Below are 19,371 nucleotides of genomic sequence, written 5' to 3' on the forward strand. Positions count from 1 at the left end.
TTTGATTTGAAGGTTTTTTCTTCTATTTTCTCAGTTTCAATTTTGAGATGGAAATAGTCATTCACTTCAAGGACTTGGTTTATTTGGGTTCCCAATTTTTGGGATTGGTGATTTCGGTGGTATTGTTGTACGTAGGTTTGAAAAAGTACCCAGCCAATATTTTGTTGGGTCTATCTTTTTTTACCTTGACATATGGCACCTTTATCGCATGGCTGGTTTCTTCGGGTAATTTTGTTTATTTCCCCCAACTTTATAGGACCGGTAATTTTGCTGGGCTTTTGTTCCCTCCGTTTTTCTATCTTTATATCAGAGCTGTACTTTATCCAAACTCTCATAATTACTGGGATTTTGCTTTTTTCCTTCCCGCATTACTATTTGTTGCGGATTATTCTCATGTAATTTTCGGAATGTCAGTGGCAGAGAAAAAGGAATTGATCATGCAGGAAATATATGACCCTCAGCTATTTGTGGCTTACAACCAATCGCTTTTTCTTCCCAAAAATTTCCATACACTCTTCAGAACATTTGTAATTTTATTTTTTTGGATACTTTCCTTTAGGTTATTGATTCAGCGGTATCATAAACAGGTAATTCCAAAATTTGAAAAACCCTGGCTCAATTGGATGCTGATATACCTGGTTTTTTCATCCTTGATGATCTTCCCATTTTTAGTGGCAAACCTTTTGAAACTGGGTCATTTGCAATATGACCTGGCACACTTGACAGGATCCATTTTAGTCTTGGGTTCTGGATTGACCATTTTATTTTTCCCCAAGGTGTTGTATGGCCATAATGAGTTTGAATACTTAAGTGTGATTCAGGAAGAAGTCTTCCAAGATACGGTAAAGACAGAAATATGGTCATCTGAGAAATCAGCACATTTTGAAGAGAGACTCAAGGAATGTTTGGATATCAATAAGTCCTATTTGAAAAAAGGATATACCCTTGCAGATTTGGCAAAAGACACCAGGATTCCTTCCTATCAACTCACTCACTTTATCAACCATGTTCATGGCTCAAATTTTTACGATCTGATCAATAGGCATAGGATCGAAGAAACATGCAGAATTATTGAATCCGGACAATTCCAACACCTCACACTTGAGGCATTGGCAGAGAAAAGTGGATTTAACAACCGTAATTCCTTTTCTGTTGCCTTTAAAAAATTTAAAGGAATGAGGCCTTCTGAATTTTTAAGGAGTATTCAGAAATCCTGACCAATTAAACCGGTAGAAAATTTTAACAATTCTAATAAACCAGCATCATGCCAACTTATACCACAAACAAGTACATTAGTGGAAGTGAGTAAATTAGTAAGACGGCTTATTCATTGAGATTGAAGCAACAGTTATTATTCCTAAACACAATTAAAAGAAATCAAAAATCCGATAAAAGCAGTTTGGCTTGATTAAAGAACTAAGTCCTGAATTTTGGGCTGAATTATTTTCAACTACGCATAAATAATTCATTGAATTGATCAAGCCCTTTTGGGGTCAGGTAAGGAAAATAGGTCCCTATTATTCCTCTCAGATAAACAGGCTTCATTTTTTTGTATGTTCTCGTACTGTAATAAATTTCCTGACTTATAACCCAGGTGGTAAATAAACTTACATGTTGAAAACAAAAAACCTCATAGTTTGAAGGCGCTAGAATATCTGGTTTCAGTAAATCTGATTCGACTAAGGTTCGAGCTGTTATTTCAACTTGTTTACTATTCGAGCGATAGCTTTTTGTGATCTGGTCATGCATGTCCTTTTGACTGCTGCTGGTAGTAGATACAAAAACTATTGCACTGCGATATTCATATTGCAAATCCATAATCATGGCAAACACTTTAGCCAACCAACTTAAGCTGATTTCTGAGTCTCGGTCCACAGAGGCAAGCAATTCCTGAAAGCGAAGGTCATAGTCTTGGGAAATAGCTACAAAGAGTTTGTCTTTGGTGGGGAAATAATTGGTAATCCTCCCCTTGGTAATATTGAGTTTATCCGCTAGCTGGTTCAAAGTGAGTAAAAGACCCTCTTTATTGAATACAATGCGGGACTGTTCAATGATATTTTTGCGCATTTCGACGCCTTTTGCATAGTTCGCCATAAATTCAAAAAAAAATTTTGTTTTGGATTAAGCAATAATTTAAATTTATATGAATTATTACAAGATCCAAAAGAACTCTTGAAAAATTATGTAGTTGGTTAAGGCTCACAACTTTTAGGATTCTTTAGAAAACTTATTGTTGGTCTTATTTTCTGGCTGCCATAAGTAGATCACCTATTCTCTATTTACCATTACTACCAAATAAATTTCAAATTCATGAAAAGACTAGCGACAATAATCCTGCTTTTTGCCTCTACTTTGGCATATGGCCAGAAGAAATCGGATAAACCAAATATCTTATTAATTTGTACTGATGATGTTGGTATCTGGAACGTCGGCGCATACAGTCACGGAATGATGGTACCTACGCCCAACATTGACCGCCTTGCGAAAGAAGGTATGTTGTTTACAGATCATTATTCTGCGCCCTCTTGTACCCCAGGGCGTGCGATGATGGTCACAGGACAATTGCCGATCAGAACCGGTTTAACCACAGTAGGTATGGCCGGCTCACCAATTGGATTGAGCCAGAAAGATCCGACCTTGGCTGAAATCCTCAAACCACTTGGATACAGGACCGGGCAATTTGGAAAAAACCATTTGGGCGACAGGAATGAACATCTGCCAACAGTACATGGTTTTGATGAGTTTTATGGTAACCTATATCACTTAAATACCGAGGAAGAACCTTTCCTTGCCTCTTGGCCAAAAGACCCAGGTTTTGACCAAAGATATAAGCCCAGGGGAGTCTTGGATTGTAAAGCAACGAAAGTGGATGATCCTACAGTTGATGGGCGTTTTGGCAAGATTGGAAAACAAATCATTAAAGATACAGGCCCTTTGGACCCTAAGCGAATGGAGACGGTGGACGATGAGTTCAATGACAGGGCAATGGATTTTATGGAAAGGGCAGTGAAAGCAGGGGAGCCATTCTTCGTATATCACAATCCCACCCGGATGCATATCTACACCCACCTGAGGCCGGAGCACCGGAATCTTGCAACCCCATACTCCTCTGAATTTGATCTTTTTGGTAGTGGGATGATAGAGTTGGACATGATGGTAGGTGAGTTACTTAAAAAACTCGAAGATCTGGGTGTTGCGGACAATACAATCGTTCTTTTTACGGCTGATAATGGGCCCATGTCTGATTGGTTCCCTGACGGTGGTACCACACCTTTTCGTTCTGAAAAAGCAACTACCTGGGAAGGTGGCGTGAGGGTTCCATTGTTGATTCGTTGGCCTTCAAAAATCAAAGCAGGGTCAGTTTCCAATGGTATTCAAGATCAGACTGATCTGTTTACAACCTTAGCTGCAGCTGCTGGCGTAGATAATCTTCATGAAAAACTGAAAGAAAGCCACAAGGTATACATTGATGGTGTGAATAACCTAAACCATTGGATGGGAGAAGGCCCTTCAAACCGAAATTTTATTCTTTACTATAACGAAAAAGAGCTTACTGCTATAAGAATAGGTAATTGGAAATCCCACAACATGCAACGGGAGGGATTTTTTGATTACAACAAACCCAGTGCTTTGATTTTCAATCTTAGGGCTGATCCATTTGAAAGACATGATGATTGGAAATCCCGCGAAATTGCCATGAAATTGGGAGTTGCATGGGGTGGTCAGGTACAGGACCTCATCTTGGAGCACAGCCAGTCATTGGTTGATTTTCCTCCAAGACAAGAAGGAGGATCCCTCCGAATGGGCGATAAAGAAAATTAGAACTACCGGGTAATTCGAATATTTTCAATTCCTATTAATATTAGATTATATGAAAACAATTTACATAAAGTCCCTGATTCTTTCATTGATAACAATGATGGTCTACATCGGTGGTTTTTCAAAAATTTTCGCTCAGGAAAATGAGGCTTTCAAAAGAAATGATATCAAACCTATTGACTCTGCCTACTTTGCGAAAGATCGGTTGAAGGGCAAAGTGATTTTGGTAACTGGGGGTGCAAGAGGGATTGGTCGTGCCACAGCAATCAGGGCCGCTCGTGAAAGTGCAGCAGTGGTCATCGGTGATTGGCTGGAGAAAGAAGGTGAGGAGACTGCTTCTTTTATCCGCAAAGAAGGGGGTAAGGCATTGTTCGTTAAAACAGATATTCGAAATTCAGAGGATTGCCATAATCTCGTCTCTGAAGGGGTAAAGAAATTTGGTAAAATAGATATTGCCCTACTTAATGCAGGTGTAATGGACGGCACCTTCTCAGGGGACACGTTCAACTTTGACAAGCAAAAAGATTTATTGCCCAATGCAGTGCATCTCGCATCAGATGAATATTGGGAAAATGTGGTGGAGATAAATGTCACAGGAACATTTAAATCAATGAGAGCGGTCATCAAGCAATTGCTCCTGCAAGGAAACGGCGGTGCCATTGTAACCGTTGGTTCGATTGCTGGCCTGACTGGTCTTGCAGGTAATCCGGCATATGTGGCGAGTAAACACGCGGTAAATGGATTGACAAGAAATGCAGCGGTAGATTACGCTCCCTATGGCATTCGCATAAATTCCGTAAACATGGCTGCTACAGCTACGCCAATGACAGATAAAGCCTTTGAATTTGTAAAGGAAATGCAACAGCGCGGTGTAGCAGGAATGGGAGGAGCCAAAACAGAGAGTCTTTTGATGATGAATGACTCAAAACACCGTATGGCAACTGTTTGGGAGCAAGCTTCTGTAATACTGTTTCTACTTTCGGATGAAGCCTCAAACCTTACGGGGGCACTTTATCCCACAGATGGAGGTTGGACTGCCTATTAAAGGATAGGTTTGATTACAAATACTTTATAAAGTATAAGATTATCAACTTTTGCCATCAAAATAAAATATGTATAAAACAATGGGACAAAAGATCGTTGCCATAAGCGGAAGTCAGTCTGGTATGGGATTGGCATTTCGCAACTTGTTGGAAGAATCAGGGTATAAAATAATTGGAATCGACCTACCAGGAAAGGGCGCTGAAGTTGAAGCTGATTTGACAATCCAGCAAGAGAGATATCGGGTGGTAGAAGAAATCAAAGATAGATGCGAGGGAAATCTTTATGGGGTTATTGCCAATGCAGGGATTGATTTCTGCTGTACTGCTACTTACAATATTGATGGAACTGATAGCATCTTTGGTTGAATACCTCAAAGTTGGAAGTAAAAACTACGTTAAAGTAATTACTGAAATAGCTTTGATTGCAACTGTTAGACACCTTTTAGCGATTGATTTTGAGCATATGAATGCTAATGTATTGTTTGGATTATCAGCTCTGATTTTTGTTTTGGGCCTTTTTTTCCTGCTTGCTACCAAGCAAATTTCATTCAATAATGGAATGACAACAAAAAATGAAAACTCAGAAGAGAACAAGAATGGATAAAAGATCCATATAAAAAATATGTTTTAAGGTTCAAAATCCAATTGAGTTTTGAGTGATTTAGTTTTGATGTTAAAATTTTCATTTATTCCTTTATCTTGGCTTTGGAACTCTAAATTTTGTCTTGGTTAAATATTTAAAAAATGTGTACGACAGAATCGCTTTGGTTTGAAATAGCCATTGTCAGCATTATTTATGCCCTGGGAAATATACTCTTGGGGCACTTTGAGGAAAGGACTTCCAAAACCCGAAGGCTTGGGAAATACATCATGACCCTTTTGATAGTTTGTGGAATATCCACCTACATTGGAAGGGAAATATCCATGATTTTTCTTTCGGTTTTCATCATTCCATTGCTATATATCCACGGCTATTATTTGCCGAAGAAAATAGGAGTCAATGGTTGGACCGGTGAGCCCAAAAGCAAATACTATGAATTTCGGAACTGGGACAAAAATATTTTTTCAGAAAAATGAAACCTACTGCTGAACACCATGAGCGAATGGCCAAAATGACCTTTGCATCCGTTTACCCACATTATGTCAATAAGGTAGAAAAAAAAGGGAGATCCAAAGAAGAACTGCACCAGGTTATCCACTGGTTGACCGGTTTTGATGACAGCAAACTGCAAGAGCTGGTAGCAGAAAATGCGACTTTTAAAACCTTTTTTGAGCTGGCCAACTTAAATCCGGCTGCCGAATTGATTACAGGAATGATCTGCGGGTACCGAATTGAAGAAATCGATAATCCCTTAACCAAACAGGTTAGGTATCTGGATAAGTTGGTAGATGAACTGGCTAAAGGAAGGAAATTGGAAAAGATACTAAGAAATTGATAATCAAAACAAACAAAGCATGAAACCACTATTTACCCTGATTTTTTGTCTGATAATGGTCCTTGTTCAGGCCCAGACCTTTGAAGAACTGATCCAACAAGCTGACCAAAGTTATAAAGAGGAAAAGTATTCCGAATCTGCTGAGATTTACCAGAATGCATTTAAAATTAAAGAGGGCTCCGCCTATCAATACTACAATGCTGCCTGTTCTTTTGCCTTATCCGGTAACAAAGAATTAGCCCTCAACTATTTGAGCAAGAGTACGGATAAGGGCTGGATGAATGTCAAACATCTAAAGAGGGATAAGGACCTGGCGTCCTTGCATGATGAACCCGAGTGGGAAAGGATATTGGAAAAAGTGCAAGCCAATCTGGATGTGTATGAAAAGGACTTTGATAAGCCTTTAAAGGCGCAACTGGAAAATATCTATGTAAGGGATCAGACCTTAAGGCAATTGTACCGGGAAGCAGAGGAAAAATTTGGTGAAGGCTCAGATGAAATGAATTATTTCTGGCAGCTCGTTTCAGAACAGGACAGCCTCAATGAACTGGAAGTGGTAAAGATCCTTGAGGAAAGGGGATGGGTTGGAAGAAGTCAGGTGGGAGGTCAGGCCAATATGGCCTTATGGCTGGTCATTCAGCATGCTCCGGTAGAAATGCAGGAAAAATACCTTCCTCTTCTTAAAGCCTCTGTTTTGGAAGGAGAATCCCAGGGAAGTCACTTGGCCATGTTGGAAGATAGGGTACAGATGTTTAAGGGGGAGCCTCAAACTTACGGTTCCCAGATCGTGCCCGATGAAGTCACAGGAAAAATGAAAGTCTATGAAATCCGGGAACCTGAATACGTCAACCAAAGACGAAAAGAAGTGGGCCTAGGTCCGATTGAGGAATATGTGAGAATATGGAACATTGAATGGACGGTAGAGCAGAAAGAAAAGTAAATTATAAGATAAAATTTCAGGAAAACTGAAAATCCGGTTTTTGATTGGAAAATGAACAAATCAGTATTCAAAGTCTCAAAAATGGACTGTCCTTCGGAAGAACAAATGATTAGGATGAAACTGTCAAATTTGAAGCGGATCATTTTATTGGATTTTGATATTCCTGAAAGAAAACTGGTCGTATTTCATTCCGGTAACAGTCCAGAGATATTTCATGAGCTGGAAAGTTTGAAATTGGACACTTCCCTGCTTTATACAGAAACAGTGGATGAAAAACCCACAATTGATATTCAGGATGGAGAAAGTAAAACACTTTGGGCAGTCCTGATCATCAATTTTTTATTCTTCCTTATTGAAATTTTCGCAGGTTTAATTTCCAATTCTATGGGACTGGTAGCTGACAGCCTTGATATGTTGGCCGACAGTTTGGTTTATAGTATGGCCCTAATTGCAGTTGGAAGTACAGCAAGCCAAAAAAAGAAGGTAGCCCGGTTTGCCGGATATTTCCAGATTATCCTGGCAGTCTTTGGTTTTATTGAAGTGATCCGAAGATTTGTCGGTTTTGAAAAAATGCCTGATTTTCTGACAATGGTCTATGTTTCTTTTGCAGCATTGTTCGCCAATGTTTTATGCTTATACTTATTGCAGAAAAGAAAAAGTAAGGAAGCGCATATGCAGGCCAGTATGATTTTCACTTCAAATGATATCATCATCAATTCCGGAGTAATTGTAGCTGGATTCTTGGTCCATTGGTTGGATTCCTCTTACCCCGACCTGATTATCGGAGGTGTGGTTTTCATCCTCGTGGCCAGAGGTGCTTACCGAATCCTTCAGTTGGCCAGGTAATGAGATTTTCTGTAATACGATTTTCCCAAATCGTATCCCAGTAATGCGATTTTCCCAAATCGCATACCTTTATTTTTGTTTTGATTCTGCGATTTAGAAAATCGCAGTACAATGGATCTCTGCGATTTAGAAAATCGCAGTACTATAAATTCGATTTGGAAAACCGCAATACAAAAAGGCACTTCAAAGAATTTCCTTGAAGTGCCATTGATTATTTTCTAATATGAAGTTTTTAAATTTTGGTAATTGGAAATTAGTAATTGGAAATTTACAATTTCCACCCTTCCCGGTATTCTCTTTTCACAAACTGATTGGCAGGTTCAAAATTGGTCACTTTCATATTAGGTCCATCCCAAACCAGCTTGATACCACGGCCTGGGTAATCAAATCTATTGGATCCATCGGTTCGGGGAACTCTGTAATCATAACTTCTGATAGCGAGGTTACCCATTAGTACTGATTCAGTCAATGGTCCTGCTACTGAGAAAGGTGAGCTAAGTTGTTGAAATTCTTTACTTCCATAACCGCCGATACACGCGTCCACCCAGTTGTTGTAATGACCGCGATCACCTCCGGGAACACGGTATTCAGTCTGTGGAACCGTTACTTCTTTGGTTCTTGAAGTTGGTAATAATTGAGGGTTGGCCCCGTAGGTTCCGCACATCATTTTGCCTTTGGTTCCTTCGATGATCACCCCATTTCCACCATCACCCATCACTTCATTTGGACCCAGTTCGATAGGCCTCGTAGGCTGAATTCCACCATCCATCCAATGGAACTGTAAGTCTTCCTTTCCTTCTCTTTTAAACCTTAAGGTTATATGTGAAGAGGGAGGACAGCTGTCCGGGAAATATCCTCTTTGGAATTCACCTACATAGACAGAACCTACACTACATTCGGCAGATTCAGGATAGCCCAATTCCAAAACCCTAAAGGCCGGTTCCATGATATGGCAGGCCATATCCCCCAAGGCACCGGTTCCATAATCCCACCAACCTCTCCAATTAAACGGAATGAGATTGGGTACATAATCTTTATAAGGTGCTGTACCTAGCCACAGGTCCCAATCAAGGGTTGCAGGTGGAGTAGCTGATGCACTTGGCCAGGGAATACCCTGTGGCCAAACCGGACGGTCAGTCCAGGAATAAACCCTGGTGGCTTCTCCTATCAAGCCTGCCTTGTACCATTCTACCATTTGCCTGACGCCATCTCCTGAAGATCCTTGATTTCCCATTTGGGTCACAACCTTGTATTTATCGGCTGCTTCAGTAAGCATTCTTGCCTCGTAAATATCATGGGTCATAGGCTTTTGAACATATACATGCTTGCCCAATTGCATGGCTGCCATCGCCTGAACGGCATGCATATGGTCAGGTGTGGAGATAGTGACCGCATCTATATTTTTGTGTTCCTTATCCAACATAACACGGTAATCCCTGTAATATTTGGCTTTGGGATGGGCATCCACGCTTCCTTTTGCACGTACATCATCCACATCACATAAAGCGATAAAATCAGCCTTGCCACTATTAAAAACACCACGGACATCGCCACTTCCCATTCCGCCTACTCCAATTCCTGCAACCCGAAGTCTATCAGAAGGAGCAACGAAACCAGGCCCTCCAATCACATGGCGCGGTACAAAATAGAAACCTGCCAATGCAGAGGCAGAAGCCTTGATAAAATTTCTTCTGGAACTAGCGGGTCCAGCTTTTTCTTCTTTTTTCATTGAAAATCTTTTTAGGTTAGGATGGTTCTATTTTAGTGAAACAATTTATCAAATAAAAAGAATTATGCCTTTAAGAAAAGGGTAATTGGTAAAAAAGGAATTTTGAAAGGATAAATGGGTATTCCATAAACTTTAAATAAGTTTTAAATAAATGGCTAGTTCTTATTTAAAAATTTTATTTAAGTTTGAACTCAATTCATCGGATAAACCTTCCAAATACATCATCAAAATGAAAAAAAATATTGCTTCAATCTTCCTCATTTTATTAGGAATGGGACTTTACTCTTGTTCCAAAGAGAAAATTGCCCCTCTAAGTCAGGAAAATGTAATTCCATTACCGGTTTCTGTTTCTGATATAGATGGAAACTTTCAGTTAAATGGCAACACCAAAATTGTAAGTCTGGGTGATGCAGCACAATTGAATGGCGTTGCAGAATATTTAAAAAGCAGTGTTTATTCCCTGACAGCTTTGAATTTGAGTACCGCTGAACAGGAACAGGATAATGCGGTTATTCTGGAATTGAATCCCAATTCTGGTCTTGAAGCGGAAGCGTATCAATTGACCATTGATGACAAAAATGTTAGGATCATGGCTTCTCAACCGGCCGGATTATTTTATGGGGTTCAGTCTTTAAAACAATTGATTCCTGCCCATGGAAAAGATCTGAATGGTACCAATAATAGCTTTAAAATATCTGCAGGTAAGATAGAAGACAAACCGGAATATGCTTACCGAGGTTTTATGCTGGATGTTGCAAGACATTTCTTTTCTGTGGAAGATGTGAAGCATTTAATTGACCAGATTGCGGAATATAAAATCAACCACCTTCATCTTCACCTTTCTGATGATCAGGGCTGGAGAATTGAGATCAAATCCTGGCCTTTGTTGACTACTATTGGAGGAAGTACGCAAGTGGGCGGACAAGGGGGAGGATTTTATACCCAGGAAGATTATAAAGAAATTGTAAAGTATGCCATGGATCATTTCATCACCATCGTGCCTGAAATTGATATGCCGGGACATACCAATTCAGCACTTGCTTCCTATGGTGAATTAAATCCTGGGATCACCGTACCTGAACAAGGAGCGCTACCTTATGACAGAAGCAATTTGGGAGTTGATGGCATGGCCACGCCTTTATATACGGGGACTGAAGTTGGTTTTAGTACCTTGGCCACCAATAAAGAGGTTACCTATAAGTTCATTGAAGATGTAATCCGTGAAATTTCAGAAATCACACCAGGTCCATATTTCCATATCGGAGGTGATGAATCCCATGTCACTGCCATTGAAGATTATATTCCATTTATCGAAAGGGCACAGGATATTGTCACCAAATATGGCAAGAAAACATTGGGTTGGGATGAAGTAGCCCATGCCAAATTATTACCTACTTCGGTTGCACAATATTGGGCCAAGGCAGAAAATGCCATCATGGCAATTGAGCAGGGAGCACAGGTACTTATTTCTCCGGCAGTAAAGGCATACTTGGACATGAAATATGATTCCACTACCCATATCGGATATACTTGGGCTGCATTGATTGAATTGGATGAGGCTTATAATTGGGATCCCACTGGATTGGAAGAACAGATTAAAAGGGAAAATATCCTTGGGGTAGAAGCCCCGCTTTGGACCGAAACTATTACCACTAGAGCTGAAATTGAATATATGGTATTCCCTAGATTGGCTGCCATAGCAGAAATTGCCTGGACTCCTAAAAACCTGAGAAATTGGGATTCATTCAGCAAGAGGATAGCTTTTCATGGACAGAGATGGGAGGCAAAAGGTATTAATTTCTATAAGTCTCCTAAAGTTAATTGGTAGTGGGAAGGCTTTTATAAAACAATAGATAACATCTGTGTTCAAGTCAACATGTTTGAATAGCCAAGATTTTATTCTGAAATTACAAAAACAAAAAAAGCCGAATAATCGGCTTTTTTTGTTTATTTCTTCAACAGCACACTAGCTGGAGGAGCTTTCCTGTTAGCCCTTTGGGTAGGATGGATGAAAGTGTAGAAAAAAAGTCTGATTTCATATTTGTCCTGGGTATAAAAAACATAGCTCATTCCATCTGTTACCTCATCATAGGTGTTTTTATCTTGTTTTTCAAGCCATTCCGGATCTAGGCTCTTAAAGATGGTACTCATTTCTACAAATGACAAATCATCTTTCTGAATCAAAACAGGTCTTTGTAGTTTTCCTCCTTTCACAGTAGCTTTTCCAAAATAACATTCACTTTTGCCCTGATTAATAATACTGATAACCACATCATGTTGGCCGTCAGTTACTGGGCTGGCACCTCTTTCAGTAAATGCAGTGAAATAATCCGTATAACAGCCCTCAATTCCTTTAGAGTGAATATTTGTGGCCGATTGAGCTGTCGCTTGGTAGGCAGCGAGAGCAAAAACCATAAACAAAAGAATTTTTTTCATACATTTCAATAATTAGCAGTTAAAATTGTGTGTCCTAAATTAGAAAGAATAAATTACCACCAAACAATTAATGTGAAATTTTACCAAGTTTTTTTATTGTGGGAATGCCTGCCAATTTACTTTTAGAACAATCTTAATTCTTGTATTTATCACTTGGGTTAAATTTCCATACCCCTTTTCCTAAATTCGCCCTCCCATTTGTCTTTTCAAAATTTTGCCATTAATATGCTGTTTCAATTGAAATGAAAAATATGGGACAGTTTATCATTGATTTCAGTAACTGGATTTGGGATACTCCCATGCTGGTATTATTGATGGGAGGAGGGTTTATTTTATTTGTCTACTCGGGATTTTTGCCCTTCCGTTATTTTGGGCATGCCTTGAAAGTAGTCAGGGGAAAATATGATGACGAGAATTTACCGGGACAGATTTCTTCCAGACAGGCCTTATCCGCGGCCATTGCGGCCACTGTTGGATTGGGAAATATATCAGGAGTGGCCATTGCCATCAATATGGGAGGGCCAGGTGCCATATTTTGGATGTGGGTTTCTGCTTTTGTAGGTATGGCTACCAAATACTTTACCTGCTCTCTTGCCATTATGTACCGTGGGGTGGATACTGCTGGTGTGATTCAAGGCGGGCCTATGTATGTCATTGAGGAAGGGATGGGGAAAAAATGGAAACCTCTAGCCATTCTGTTTTCAGTGGCCGGGGTTTTGGGGCTTTTGGCTATTTTTCAAGCCAATCAGTTGACTGCTGTATTCCGTTCTGTCATGCTTCAACCTTATGGTCTTGATCATGGGGAAAATACCAAATGGGTCTTGGGGATCAGCATGATGATCATTGTGGCGATAGTTATCCTAGGGGGTATTAAAAGGATAGCAGCAGTGGCTTCCAAGTTAGTGCCATTCATGGTATTGCTATATTTTGGGACAGTTTTAATCATCATGTTTAAGTATTATGAAAACATCCCTTCCATGTTTTGGATGATTTTGGAAGATGCTTTCACCGGAAATGCTGTAATGGGTGGTGCTGTTGGAGCCGTGATGGTCATTGGAGCGAGGAGGGCTGCATTTTCAAATGAAGCTGGAATCGGTACCGCACCCATGGTACATGGCGCTTCAAAAAATAATGAGCCGGTAAGGGAAGGCCTGATTGCAATGTTAGGACCTTTTATTGATACGGTAGTAGTCTGTACCTTGACAGCTTTGGTTATTTTATTGACAGGAGTATGGGAAAGTACAGAAAATGATGGGGTAAAATTGACCTTATCGGCTTTTGAAATGGGGTTGCCCGGAATTGGTAAATACCTATTGATGATGGCAGTTCTGGTATTTGCGCTTTCTACCATGTTTACCTATTCCTATTATGGCCATAAGTGTTTCAATTATCTCTTTGGAGCAGACAAGGCGAAATATTACAATTATTTCTACCTGGTGACCATAGTTGCAGGGGCTGTGGTATCCTTGGAAGTTGTGGTGAGTTTTATTGATGGTATGTATGCTATCATGGCAATTCCTACCATGATTTCTTCCATATACCTCGCGCCAAAAGTGAAAGCTGCCACCAAAGAATATTTCAAGAGGATGGAAAGATAATAGTAAAAATATATTTGGGGGAATTTAAAAAAGTTCTCTAAAAGAGGTGAGAAAAATGAAAATCCTTATTGCTCCCAATGCTTTCAAAGGGACTATTGAAGCAAATGAAGCTGCTGAAATCATTCAAAAAGCCATCTTAGAAGTTCAGCCTAAAGCGAAAACCATGGTTTGCCCGATTGCGGATGGGGGAGATGGTACCTGCTTTCTATTGGGGAAAGCACTTGGATTGGAAGAAAAAAAGGTAATGGCTTTGGATGCTATAGGAAGGCCGTTGGAGGGGCTTTATTTTTTTGATGAAAAAAATAAAACTGCTTATTTGGATGTGTCTACAGTTTCAGGAATCAAATCCCTGAAAAACCATGAACGTAATCCTTGGTTGACCAGCACTTTTGGAACAGGTCTGCTGATCAAACAGGCCATCGAAACAGGAACCGATCATATTGTATTGGGCTTAGGGGGAAGTGCTACGATAGACCTTGGACTTGGGATTATGATAGGCCTGGGTTACAAATTCCTGGATGAAAAGGGGAGGGAGATTCCTGTATTTTCAGAAAATTTTTTAAAAAGGATCAGGTATATCCAAAGCCCCATACCCATACCAAATGTCAGTTTCACCTGTCTTTGTGATGTCAATAATAAATTCTTTGGGCAAGAGGGGGCTATCCCGGTTTTTGGCCCCCAAAAAGGTTTAGTTGAAAAAGAATTCGAGGAGTTTGAATCAGTTTGTTCTGAAATAGTACATCTTCTTTCTAAAAAATCAGGCAAGGTTATCGTTGACAAGGAAAGTTACGGAGCTGCAGGGGGTATAGCGTACGGCCTGTCCTTCTTTTTTCCAGTTACCATCCAAATGGGGGCTTCCTGGTTTTTTAACCAAGTGGATCTGGAATCCAAAATCCATTGGGCAGATTGGGTAATTACAGGTGAGGGGAAATATGACAGCCAATCTTCCGGAGGGAAAGGAAGCTACGAACTGCTTCAATTGGCAAAAAAACAGGAGAAAAAAGTCATCCTAATTACTTCGGGTCCTGGGGGTAGATCAGATGGTTTTGGGGATGTTATTCAACTTCCTGATTTGGATTTCTCCAAAACTGATTTCAAAGAAACAGCGAAAAAAAACCTTCTGCAATCCATAGAGAAATACATAAAATAGTCCGCTGATATTATTCGGTTTCACTTAAAATCCATGAGATAAATCATATTTTTTCTTCTTACATTCTCATACCTTTATTCCATTAAAGGAATTAAACAGACTATAAAAAATGAGAAAAATAGGATTAAGTCTTCTGTTTATTTTATCTGTTTCCCTGGGAATGGCACAGGTAAATAAAGTCCATCTAAGTGGTGGCTATACATTGGCAAATATCGATGATTCTGACCTAAGTGGAGACGGATGGCGGATCAATGGTAAATATGAATACCAACCCATAGGCACACTGATTTCCTATGGACTTTCTATTGGATACATGAGCGTGTCAACTGAAGAAACAAATGCCAAGTACACGGTTAATGTAGTACCCATTTATTTTAATCCAAGGCTTTATTTCAGGGAAGGTAAAATGAAACCTTTCCTTCAGGGTGCTCTTGGTTTTCACATGTCCAATCAGAAAAGGGAAGGAACATTAGGTTCGGTTAAATCCAATGATTCCGGAGTTACTCTTGGAGCTGGAGCAGGTACAATTTATTCCTTAAATGATCAACTTTTTTTGAATTTGGAATATGAGCTACTCTATCTGGCCAACGGTTTTTATAAGAATAACCTGACCAACTCCTTCAATTTGGGCATAGGAGTCAAATTTTAATGAAAGGGTGAAATAATTGAAATTGGTTTTATTTCATTTTGTAAATGGAAGGACAAAATTCTTATTAGGATTTTGTCTTTTTTTCTGTTGGGTATTTACAATTTTGGAAGATTTATTCAAGTTTTCATACCCTTGGAAAGCTGAATTATTTTTATCTTTAGAACAAACCAAACTTGATTTTTTGTGGAAAATAAACATATCTTAACCTTAGTCAAGGAAGAAGAATGGCTAAAAGACTATGCAGAGGATATTTATGAAAGATATTTAAGGTATAAATTCACCTTGGAAGCCATTGAAAATGAGTACGGGACTGTTCTTGAATTTTCCCGAGCCCATGAATATTATGGAATTCATTTTGACAAACTCAGAAATGGGTGGGTATACCGGGAATGGGCACCTCAGGCCTATAATCTTTTTTTGGTCGGAGATTTCAACCAATGGAACAGGTATAATCATCCCATGAGAAAGAATTATAGAGGGGATTGGGAGATATTTTTGCCTTTTGAAACTTATAAGAACAGTTTTATCCATGGCTCAAAGATCAAGGTCCACGTGGAAGCAGCCAATGGGGCGTATGACAGAATCCCTGCCTATATCAGAAGGGTAATACAGCATGAAGAAACCCATGATTTTGCTGGTCAACTGTGGTTTCCTGAGAAGGAATTTGAATGGACTGATCTAGCTTTTGATCCTTCTGACAATTTACAGCAACCCTTGATTTATGAATGCCATGTTGGAATGGCGCAGGAAAAATTAGGCGTTGGCACCTACTTGGAATTTGCCAAAGAGATATTACCTAGGATCAAGAAGGCAGGATACAATACCATACAGATGATGGCCATCATGGAACATCCCTATTATGGATCTTTTGGCTATCATGTGTCGAACTTTTTTTGTCCAACCTCTAGATTCGGGACTCCAGAAGAGCTCAAATATCTCATAAACAAGGCACATGAAATGGGTATATCGGTCATTATGGATCTTGTGCATTCTCATGCAGTGAAAAATATCAATGAAGGACTGAATGAATTTGATGGTTCGGACCATCAGTATTTCCATCCTGGAGGAAGGGGTTATCATGAGGGTTGGGATTCGAAATTATTTGACTATGGCAAAAAAGAAGTAAGGCAATTTCTACTGTCCAACATCCGGTATTGGCTGGAGGAATTCCATTTTGATGGGTTCAGATGGGACGGGGTAACATCAATTCTGTACTTCCATCATGGTCATACTAGCTTTGACAACCCCATCAAATATTTTAGGGATGGGGTAGATTGGGATGCTATCATTTACATGCAGCTGGCCAATAAAGTCATCCATGATTATTCGCGACAAGCTCTTTCCATTGCAGAGGAAGTGAGCGGAATGCCGGGATTATGCAGAAGGCATGAAGAAGGCGGTATAGGTTTTGATTTCCGTTTGGGAATGGGTATTCCGGATTTTTGGATCAAAACATTGAAACATAAACCTGATGAGCATTGGGACATGTTTGAAATGTGGTATGAATTGACCAATAGACCAAAAAAAGAGAGGACCATAGCTTATGCTGAATCACATGATCAGGCCTTGGTGGGAGATAAATCAATTGCTTTCTGGCTAATGGATAAGGAAATGTATTCCAGCATGTCCAAGCTTCAGACCAATCTTGTCATTGATAGGGGAGTTGCACTGCATAAATTAATCAGGTTGATCACGATTGCTTTGGGAGGGGAAGGCTATCTAAATTTCATGGGCAATGAATTTGGTCACCCTGAATGGGTGGACTTTCCACGGGAAGGTAACAACTGGAGTTACCAATATGCCAGAAGACAATGGTCTCTGGTAGATACAGATCACTTACGCTACCATGACCTATATGAATGGGATAGGGATATGATCAAAGTGATAAAAGAAAATAATGTGCTTTTGGCACCACATGCAGAACAGCTATATCTTGACCCAGAAAAGAAAATTCTTATATTCAAAAGAGGAGGTCTAATATTTATTTTTAGTTTCAACATTGATCAATCTTTCTTTGGTTATGAATTTCAAGTTCCAGAAAAAGGGAATTACAGGATTTTGTTGAATTCGGATAACAAGCAATATGGAGGATTTGAAAGAATATCAGAAAGTTTCGACTATCCTACTGATAAGAAAAACAACCTTAAAATATACCTTCCAAATAGAACGGCAGTGGTTTTGAAAAAAATGGAATAAGAAAATGGGCCCATTTGGGCCCATCCATATATACAATGACTTTCATCAACTAAACTAAAAGAGAAAAGCCTTACTCTCCGTATGAGCAGTAGGATTACCCTCTGTCATTGCATGCTGTTCTCAATTTTAAACGAGCATTTTTAGTTGATGTTTTTTTAAAATTCTTAAAAGTTAAGTATTTATGATAAACGGTTCTCTATCACTGTAAATGCGTTTCCCGTCATTCAGGCATTAATTTTGACTAAGGAATTCATCCAATTCTGCATAAAACCATTCCGGTTCATCATAAAACACAAAGTGATAGGCCTTTTCCGCAACCAATAATTTAGCATGAGGGATATCTTTAAGTTGTTGTTGGAAGCCAAAGGTTACAGATTCTTTTGTAGCCCCATAATTTTGGTAGGCAGCCCATGATCCAAAAACCAATACTGGAACCTTAATATTGGACATAAAAGGACGGATATCCGTGATAAACATTTCTCCATATGCCTTTCCGGTAACTCTTGGATTACTTTCCATTCCCATTTTTACCACTTTTTCTCTATTTTCTTCGGTAGCAATCATGGTAGACACGATCATCTTTTGTGTATTTAATCTTTGGGCTTCGTCCATGGCAGCCATTGATTTTGCCATGGATTCAACAATGGGTTTTGCAGTTTCTGGAGTAATACCGGGCATTTGAAGTACAGGAAAATAAGGAATTCCATCAACAGATATGATCTTGCCGAATAATTGAGGATCCTCCGCTGCCATCCAGAGTCCAAGAAAACCTCCCATACTATGCCCGATTACAATCGGATTTTTTAAGTTATTTTCCTTACAATAGGCTATCAATTCATTCTTGATCTGTTCTAGGTAATTTGGGGATTCCTCATATTCATTGTTTCCAAAACCTTTAATATTTACCAAATGCAATTCATAATCAGATTTGTACCTTTCCACGGTTTCATCCCAAACGGATGCATTGCATGACATGCCATGGATCAATAGGACCGGCTGCCCCTCTCCAATGACTTTTATATTGATCAATTCAGCTTTCGAAATAAACTGGACAGAAATCAATAACAGTAAGATCAATGTTCCTTTCCAAATTTTTGTTTTCATGGTTTTTCTGATTTGTTTGTCCAAAATTGTGGTAAGAAATAGGGTCGAAAAAATAAGTTTGACCAAGTATCCAAAGTCATTGACCAAATGGGTGAATCATAAAAAAGCTCAGAGATTTTGAATCTTGCACCTAGGATTGGATAGGAAAACATGCCAATATATTTTCAACCCTTCATGGATCAGTTTGGTCAGCAATTCCCTACATTTCGTCAATTTAATTCCTTTTCAATTTGGATAAGTACTATTTTTAAACTGTTTTCAAAATCAAAGCTTAAAAATCCATAAACAGAAAAAAATGATTTGGTGGGTATTATTTATTATTGGCTCTGTTTTTTTGACCCTAGGTCTTGTCGGCGCATTTAAGAAAAGATAAAGAATAATTTTATTCTCTACCAATGACCCGGAAAACAAGATGTCATTCCTTT

The 19,371-nt window shown here is 39.3% G+C and carries 18 protein-coding genes; 14 read left to right on the forward strand and 4 right to left on the reverse strand.

All coding sequences use genetic code 11. From position 1 onward, the window contains the following. Positions 1-47 precede the first annotated feature (47 nt). A complete protein-coding gene (locus ACFSKV_RS05675; RefSeq protein ID WP_380800934.1) occupies positions 48-1,217 on the forward strand; it encodes a helix-turn-helix domain-containing protein in 1,170 nt (389 codons plus the stop codon). A 229-nt stretch (positions 1,218-1,446) separates the two neighbouring features. Here the strand turns inward: ACFSKV_RS05675 and ACFSKV_RS05680 are convergent, their stop codons facing one another. Further along, positions 1,447-2,094 carry a TetR/AcrR family transcriptional regulator gene (locus ACFSKV_RS05680; protein WP_380800935.1) on the reverse strand — a complete coding sequence of 216 codons (648 nt, stop codon included), beginning with the start codon at positions 2,092-2,094 and terminating at the stop codon, positions 1,447-1,449. Between the two features lie 216 nt (positions 2,095-2,310). Between ACFSKV_RS05680 and ACFSKV_RS05685 the strand changes: the two genes are divergently transcribed. The 8 genes from ACFSKV_RS05685 (at position 2,311) to ACFSKV_RS05720 (ending at position 8,084) form a co-directional block, all read left to right on the forward strand. Then, entirely contained in the window at positions 2,311-3,822 is a 1,512-nt protein-coding gene (locus tag ACFSKV_RS05685; RefSeq protein ID WP_380800936.1) for an arylsulfatase, read from the forward strand. 49 nt (positions 3,823-3,871) lie between these two features. Then, positions 3,872-4,864 (forward strand): SDR family NAD(P)-dependent oxidoreductase, encoded by a 993-nt coding sequence (locus tag ACFSKV_RS05690; protein ID WP_380800937.1) that lies wholly within the window; start codon positions 3,872-3,874, stop codon positions 4,862-4,864. Between the two features lie 79 nt (positions 4,865-4,943). Further along, positions 4,944-5,228 (forward strand): Rossmann-fold NAD(P)-binding domain-containing protein, encoded by a 285-nt coding sequence (locus ACFSKV_RS05695; RefSeq protein ID WP_380800938.1) that lies wholly within the window; start codon positions 4,944-4,946, stop codon positions 5,226-5,228. After that, entirely contained in the window at positions 5,203-5,466 is a 264-nt protein-coding gene (locus ACFSKV_RS05700) for a phosphate-starvation-inducible PsiE family protein (protein WP_380800939.1), read from the forward strand. Before ACFSKV_RS05695 ends, ACFSKV_RS05700 begins: the two co-directional genes overlap by 26 nt. A gap of 140 nt (positions 5,467-5,606) precedes the next feature. Further along, positions 5,607-5,939 carry a hypothetical protein gene (locus ACFSKV_RS05705; protein WP_380800940.1) on the forward strand — a complete coding sequence of 111 codons (333 nt, stop codon included), beginning with the start codon at positions 5,607-5,609 and terminating at the stop codon, positions 5,937-5,939. Further along, on the forward strand, positions 5,936-6,298 hold the full coding sequence (locus ACFSKV_RS05710) for a DUF2200 domain-containing protein (protein WP_380800942.1): 363 nt from the start codon (positions 5,936-5,938) through the stop codon (positions 6,296-6,298). Before ACFSKV_RS05705 ends, ACFSKV_RS05710 begins: the two co-directional genes overlap by 4 nt. A gap of 19 nt (positions 6,299-6,317) precedes the next feature. Then, positions 6,318-7,238 carry a DUF6624 domain-containing protein gene (locus tag ACFSKV_RS05715; RefSeq protein ID WP_380800944.1) on the forward strand — a complete coding sequence of 307 codons (921 nt, stop codon included), beginning with the start codon at positions 6,318-6,320 and terminating at the stop codon, positions 7,236-7,238. Positions 7,239-7,289: 51 nt separating this feature from the next. Then, positions 7,290-8,084 carry a cation efflux transmembrane domain-containing protein gene (locus ACFSKV_RS05720; RefSeq protein ID WP_380800945.1) on the forward strand — a complete coding sequence of 265 codons (795 nt, stop codon included), beginning with the start codon at positions 7,290-7,292 and terminating at the stop codon, positions 8,082-8,084. Positions 8,085-8,352: 268 nt separating this feature from the next. Here the strand turns inward: ACFSKV_RS05720 and ACFSKV_RS05725 are convergent, their stop codons facing one another. Further along, positions 8,353-9,813 (reverse strand): Gfo/Idh/MocA family protein, encoded by a 1,461-nt coding sequence (locus ACFSKV_RS05725; RefSeq protein ID WP_380800946.1) that lies wholly within the window; start codon positions 9,811-9,813, stop codon positions 8,353-8,355. A gap of 229 nt (positions 9,814-10,042) precedes the next feature. On the opposite strand from ACFSKV_RS05725, the gene ACFSKV_RS05730 reads away from it, so the two are divergent. After that, complete coding sequence (locus tag ACFSKV_RS05730; protein ID WP_380800947.1) at positions 10,043-11,641, forward strand: beta-N-acetylhexosaminidase; 1,599 nt, start codon at positions 10,043-10,045, stop codon at positions 11,639-11,641. 119 nt (positions 11,642-11,760) lie between these two features. On the opposite strand, the gene ACFSKV_RS05735 is transcribed toward ACFSKV_RS05730, so the two are convergent. Next, complete coding sequence (locus ACFSKV_RS05735; RefSeq protein WP_380800948.1) at positions 11,761-12,249, reverse strand: hypothetical protein; 489 nt, start codon at positions 12,247-12,249, stop codon at positions 11,761-11,763. A 251-nt stretch (positions 12,250-12,500) separates the two neighbouring features. Here ACFSKV_RS05735 and ACFSKV_RS05740 point away from each other — a divergent pair, with 251 nt between their 5' ends. The 4 genes from ACFSKV_RS05740 to ACFSKV_RS05755 all read left to right on the forward strand — a co-directional run bounded on the left by ACFSKV_RS05740 (position 12,501) and on the right by ACFSKV_RS05755 (position 17,842). Next, positions 12,501-13,847, forward strand: coding sequence for an alanine/glycine:cation symporter family protein (locus tag ACFSKV_RS05740; protein WP_380800949.1), 1,347 nt, complete (start codon positions 12,501-12,503; stop codon positions 13,845-13,847). 55 nt (positions 13,848-13,902) lie between these two features. After that, a complete protein-coding gene (locus tag ACFSKV_RS05745) occupies positions 13,903-14,997 on the forward strand; it encodes a glycerate kinase (RefSeq protein ID WP_380800950.1) in 1,095 nt (364 codons plus the stop codon). Between the two features lie 109 nt (positions 14,998-15,106). After that, positions 15,107-15,646 carry an outer membrane beta-barrel protein gene (locus tag ACFSKV_RS05750; RefSeq protein ID WP_380800952.1) on the forward strand — a complete coding sequence of 180 codons (540 nt, stop codon included), beginning with the start codon at positions 15,107-15,109 and terminating at the stop codon, positions 15,644-15,646. A 183-nt stretch (positions 15,647-15,829) separates the two neighbouring features. After that, positions 15,830-17,842, forward strand: a complete 2,013-nt coding sequence (locus ACFSKV_RS05755) for an alpha-amylase family glycosyl hydrolase (protein WP_380800953.1) — start codon at positions 15,830-15,832, stop codon at positions 17,840-17,842. A 231-nt stretch (positions 17,843-18,073) separates the two neighbouring features. On the opposite strand, the gene ACFSKV_RS05760 is transcribed toward ACFSKV_RS05755, so the two are convergent. Continuing rightward, positions 18,074-18,946: an alpha/beta fold hydrolase gene (locus tag ACFSKV_RS05760; RefSeq protein WP_380800954.1), complete on the reverse strand. Its 873-nt coding sequence runs from the start codon at positions 18,944-18,946 to the stop codon at positions 18,074-18,076. Positions 18,947-19,371 lie beyond the last annotated feature (425 nt).

It is taken from the genome of Shivajiella indica, from assembly GCF_042683085.1.
GTDB lineage: Bacteria > Bacteroidota > Bacteroidia > Cytophagales > Cyclobacteriaceae > Shivajiella > Shivajiella indica.

Excerpts from the sequence above, each read along its gene's own strand:
- ACFSKV_RS05675 (WP_380800934.1), top strand. The coding sequence starts at position 48 with ATGGAAATAGTCATTCACTTCAAGGACTTGGTTTATTTGGGTTCCCAA.
- ACFSKV_RS05680 (WP_380800935.1), bottom strand. The coding sequence starts at position 2,094 with ATGGCGAACTATGCAAAAGGCGTCGAAATGCGCAAAAATATCATTGAA.
- ACFSKV_RS05685 (WP_380800936.1), top strand. The coding sequence starts at position 2,311 with ATGAAAAGACTAGCGACAATAATCCTGCTTTTTGCCTCTACTTTGGCA.
- ACFSKV_RS05690 (WP_380800937.1), top strand. The coding sequence starts at position 3,872 with ATGAAAACAATTTACATAAAGTCCCTGATTCTTTCATTGATAACAATG.
- ACFSKV_RS05695 (WP_380800938.1), top strand. The coding sequence starts at position 4,944 with ATGGGACAAAAGATCGTTGCCATAAGCGGAAGTCAGTCTGGTATGGGA.
- ACFSKV_RS05700 (WP_380800939.1), top strand. The coding sequence starts at position 5,203 with ATGGAACTGATAGCATCTTTGGTTGAATACCTCAAAGTTGGAAGTAAA.
- ACFSKV_RS05705 (WP_380800940.1), top strand. The coding sequence starts at position 5,607 with ATGTGTACGACAGAATCGCTTTGGTTTGAAATAGCCATTGTCAGCATT.
- ACFSKV_RS05710 (WP_380800942.1), top strand. The coding sequence starts at position 5,936 with ATGAAACCTACTGCTGAACACCATGAGCGAATGGCCAAAATGACCTTT.
- ACFSKV_RS05715 (WP_380800944.1), top strand. The coding sequence starts at position 6,318 with ATGAAACCACTATTTACCCTGATTTTTTGTCTGATAATGGTCCTTGTT.
- ACFSKV_RS05720 (WP_380800945.1), top strand. The coding sequence starts at position 7,290 with ATGAACAAATCAGTATTCAAAGTCTCAAAAATGGACTGTCCTTCGGAA.
- ACFSKV_RS05725 (WP_380800946.1), bottom strand. The coding sequence starts at position 9,813 with ATGAAAAAAGAAGAAAAAGCTGGACCCGCTAGTTCCAGAAGAAATTTT.
- ACFSKV_RS05730 (WP_380800947.1), top strand. The coding sequence starts at position 10,043 with ATGAAAAAAAATATTGCTTCAATCTTCCTCATTTTATTAGGAATGGGA.
- ACFSKV_RS05735 (WP_380800948.1), bottom strand. The coding sequence starts at position 12,249 with ATGAAAAAAATTCTTTTGTTTATGGTTTTTGCTCTCGCTGCCTACCAA.
- ACFSKV_RS05740 (WP_380800949.1), top strand. The coding sequence starts at position 12,501 with ATGGGACAGTTTATCATTGATTTCAGTAACTGGATTTGGGATACTCCC.
- ACFSKV_RS05745 (WP_380800950.1), top strand. The coding sequence starts at position 13,903 with ATGAAAATCCTTATTGCTCCCAATGCTTTCAAAGGGACTATTGAAGCA.
- ACFSKV_RS05750 (WP_380800952.1), top strand. The coding sequence starts at position 15,107 with ATGAGAAAAATAGGATTAAGTCTTCTGTTTATTTTATCTGTTTCCCTG.
- ACFSKV_RS05760 (WP_380800954.1), bottom strand. The coding sequence starts at position 18,946 with ATGAAAACAAAAATTTGGAAAGGAACATTGATCTTACTGTTATTGATT.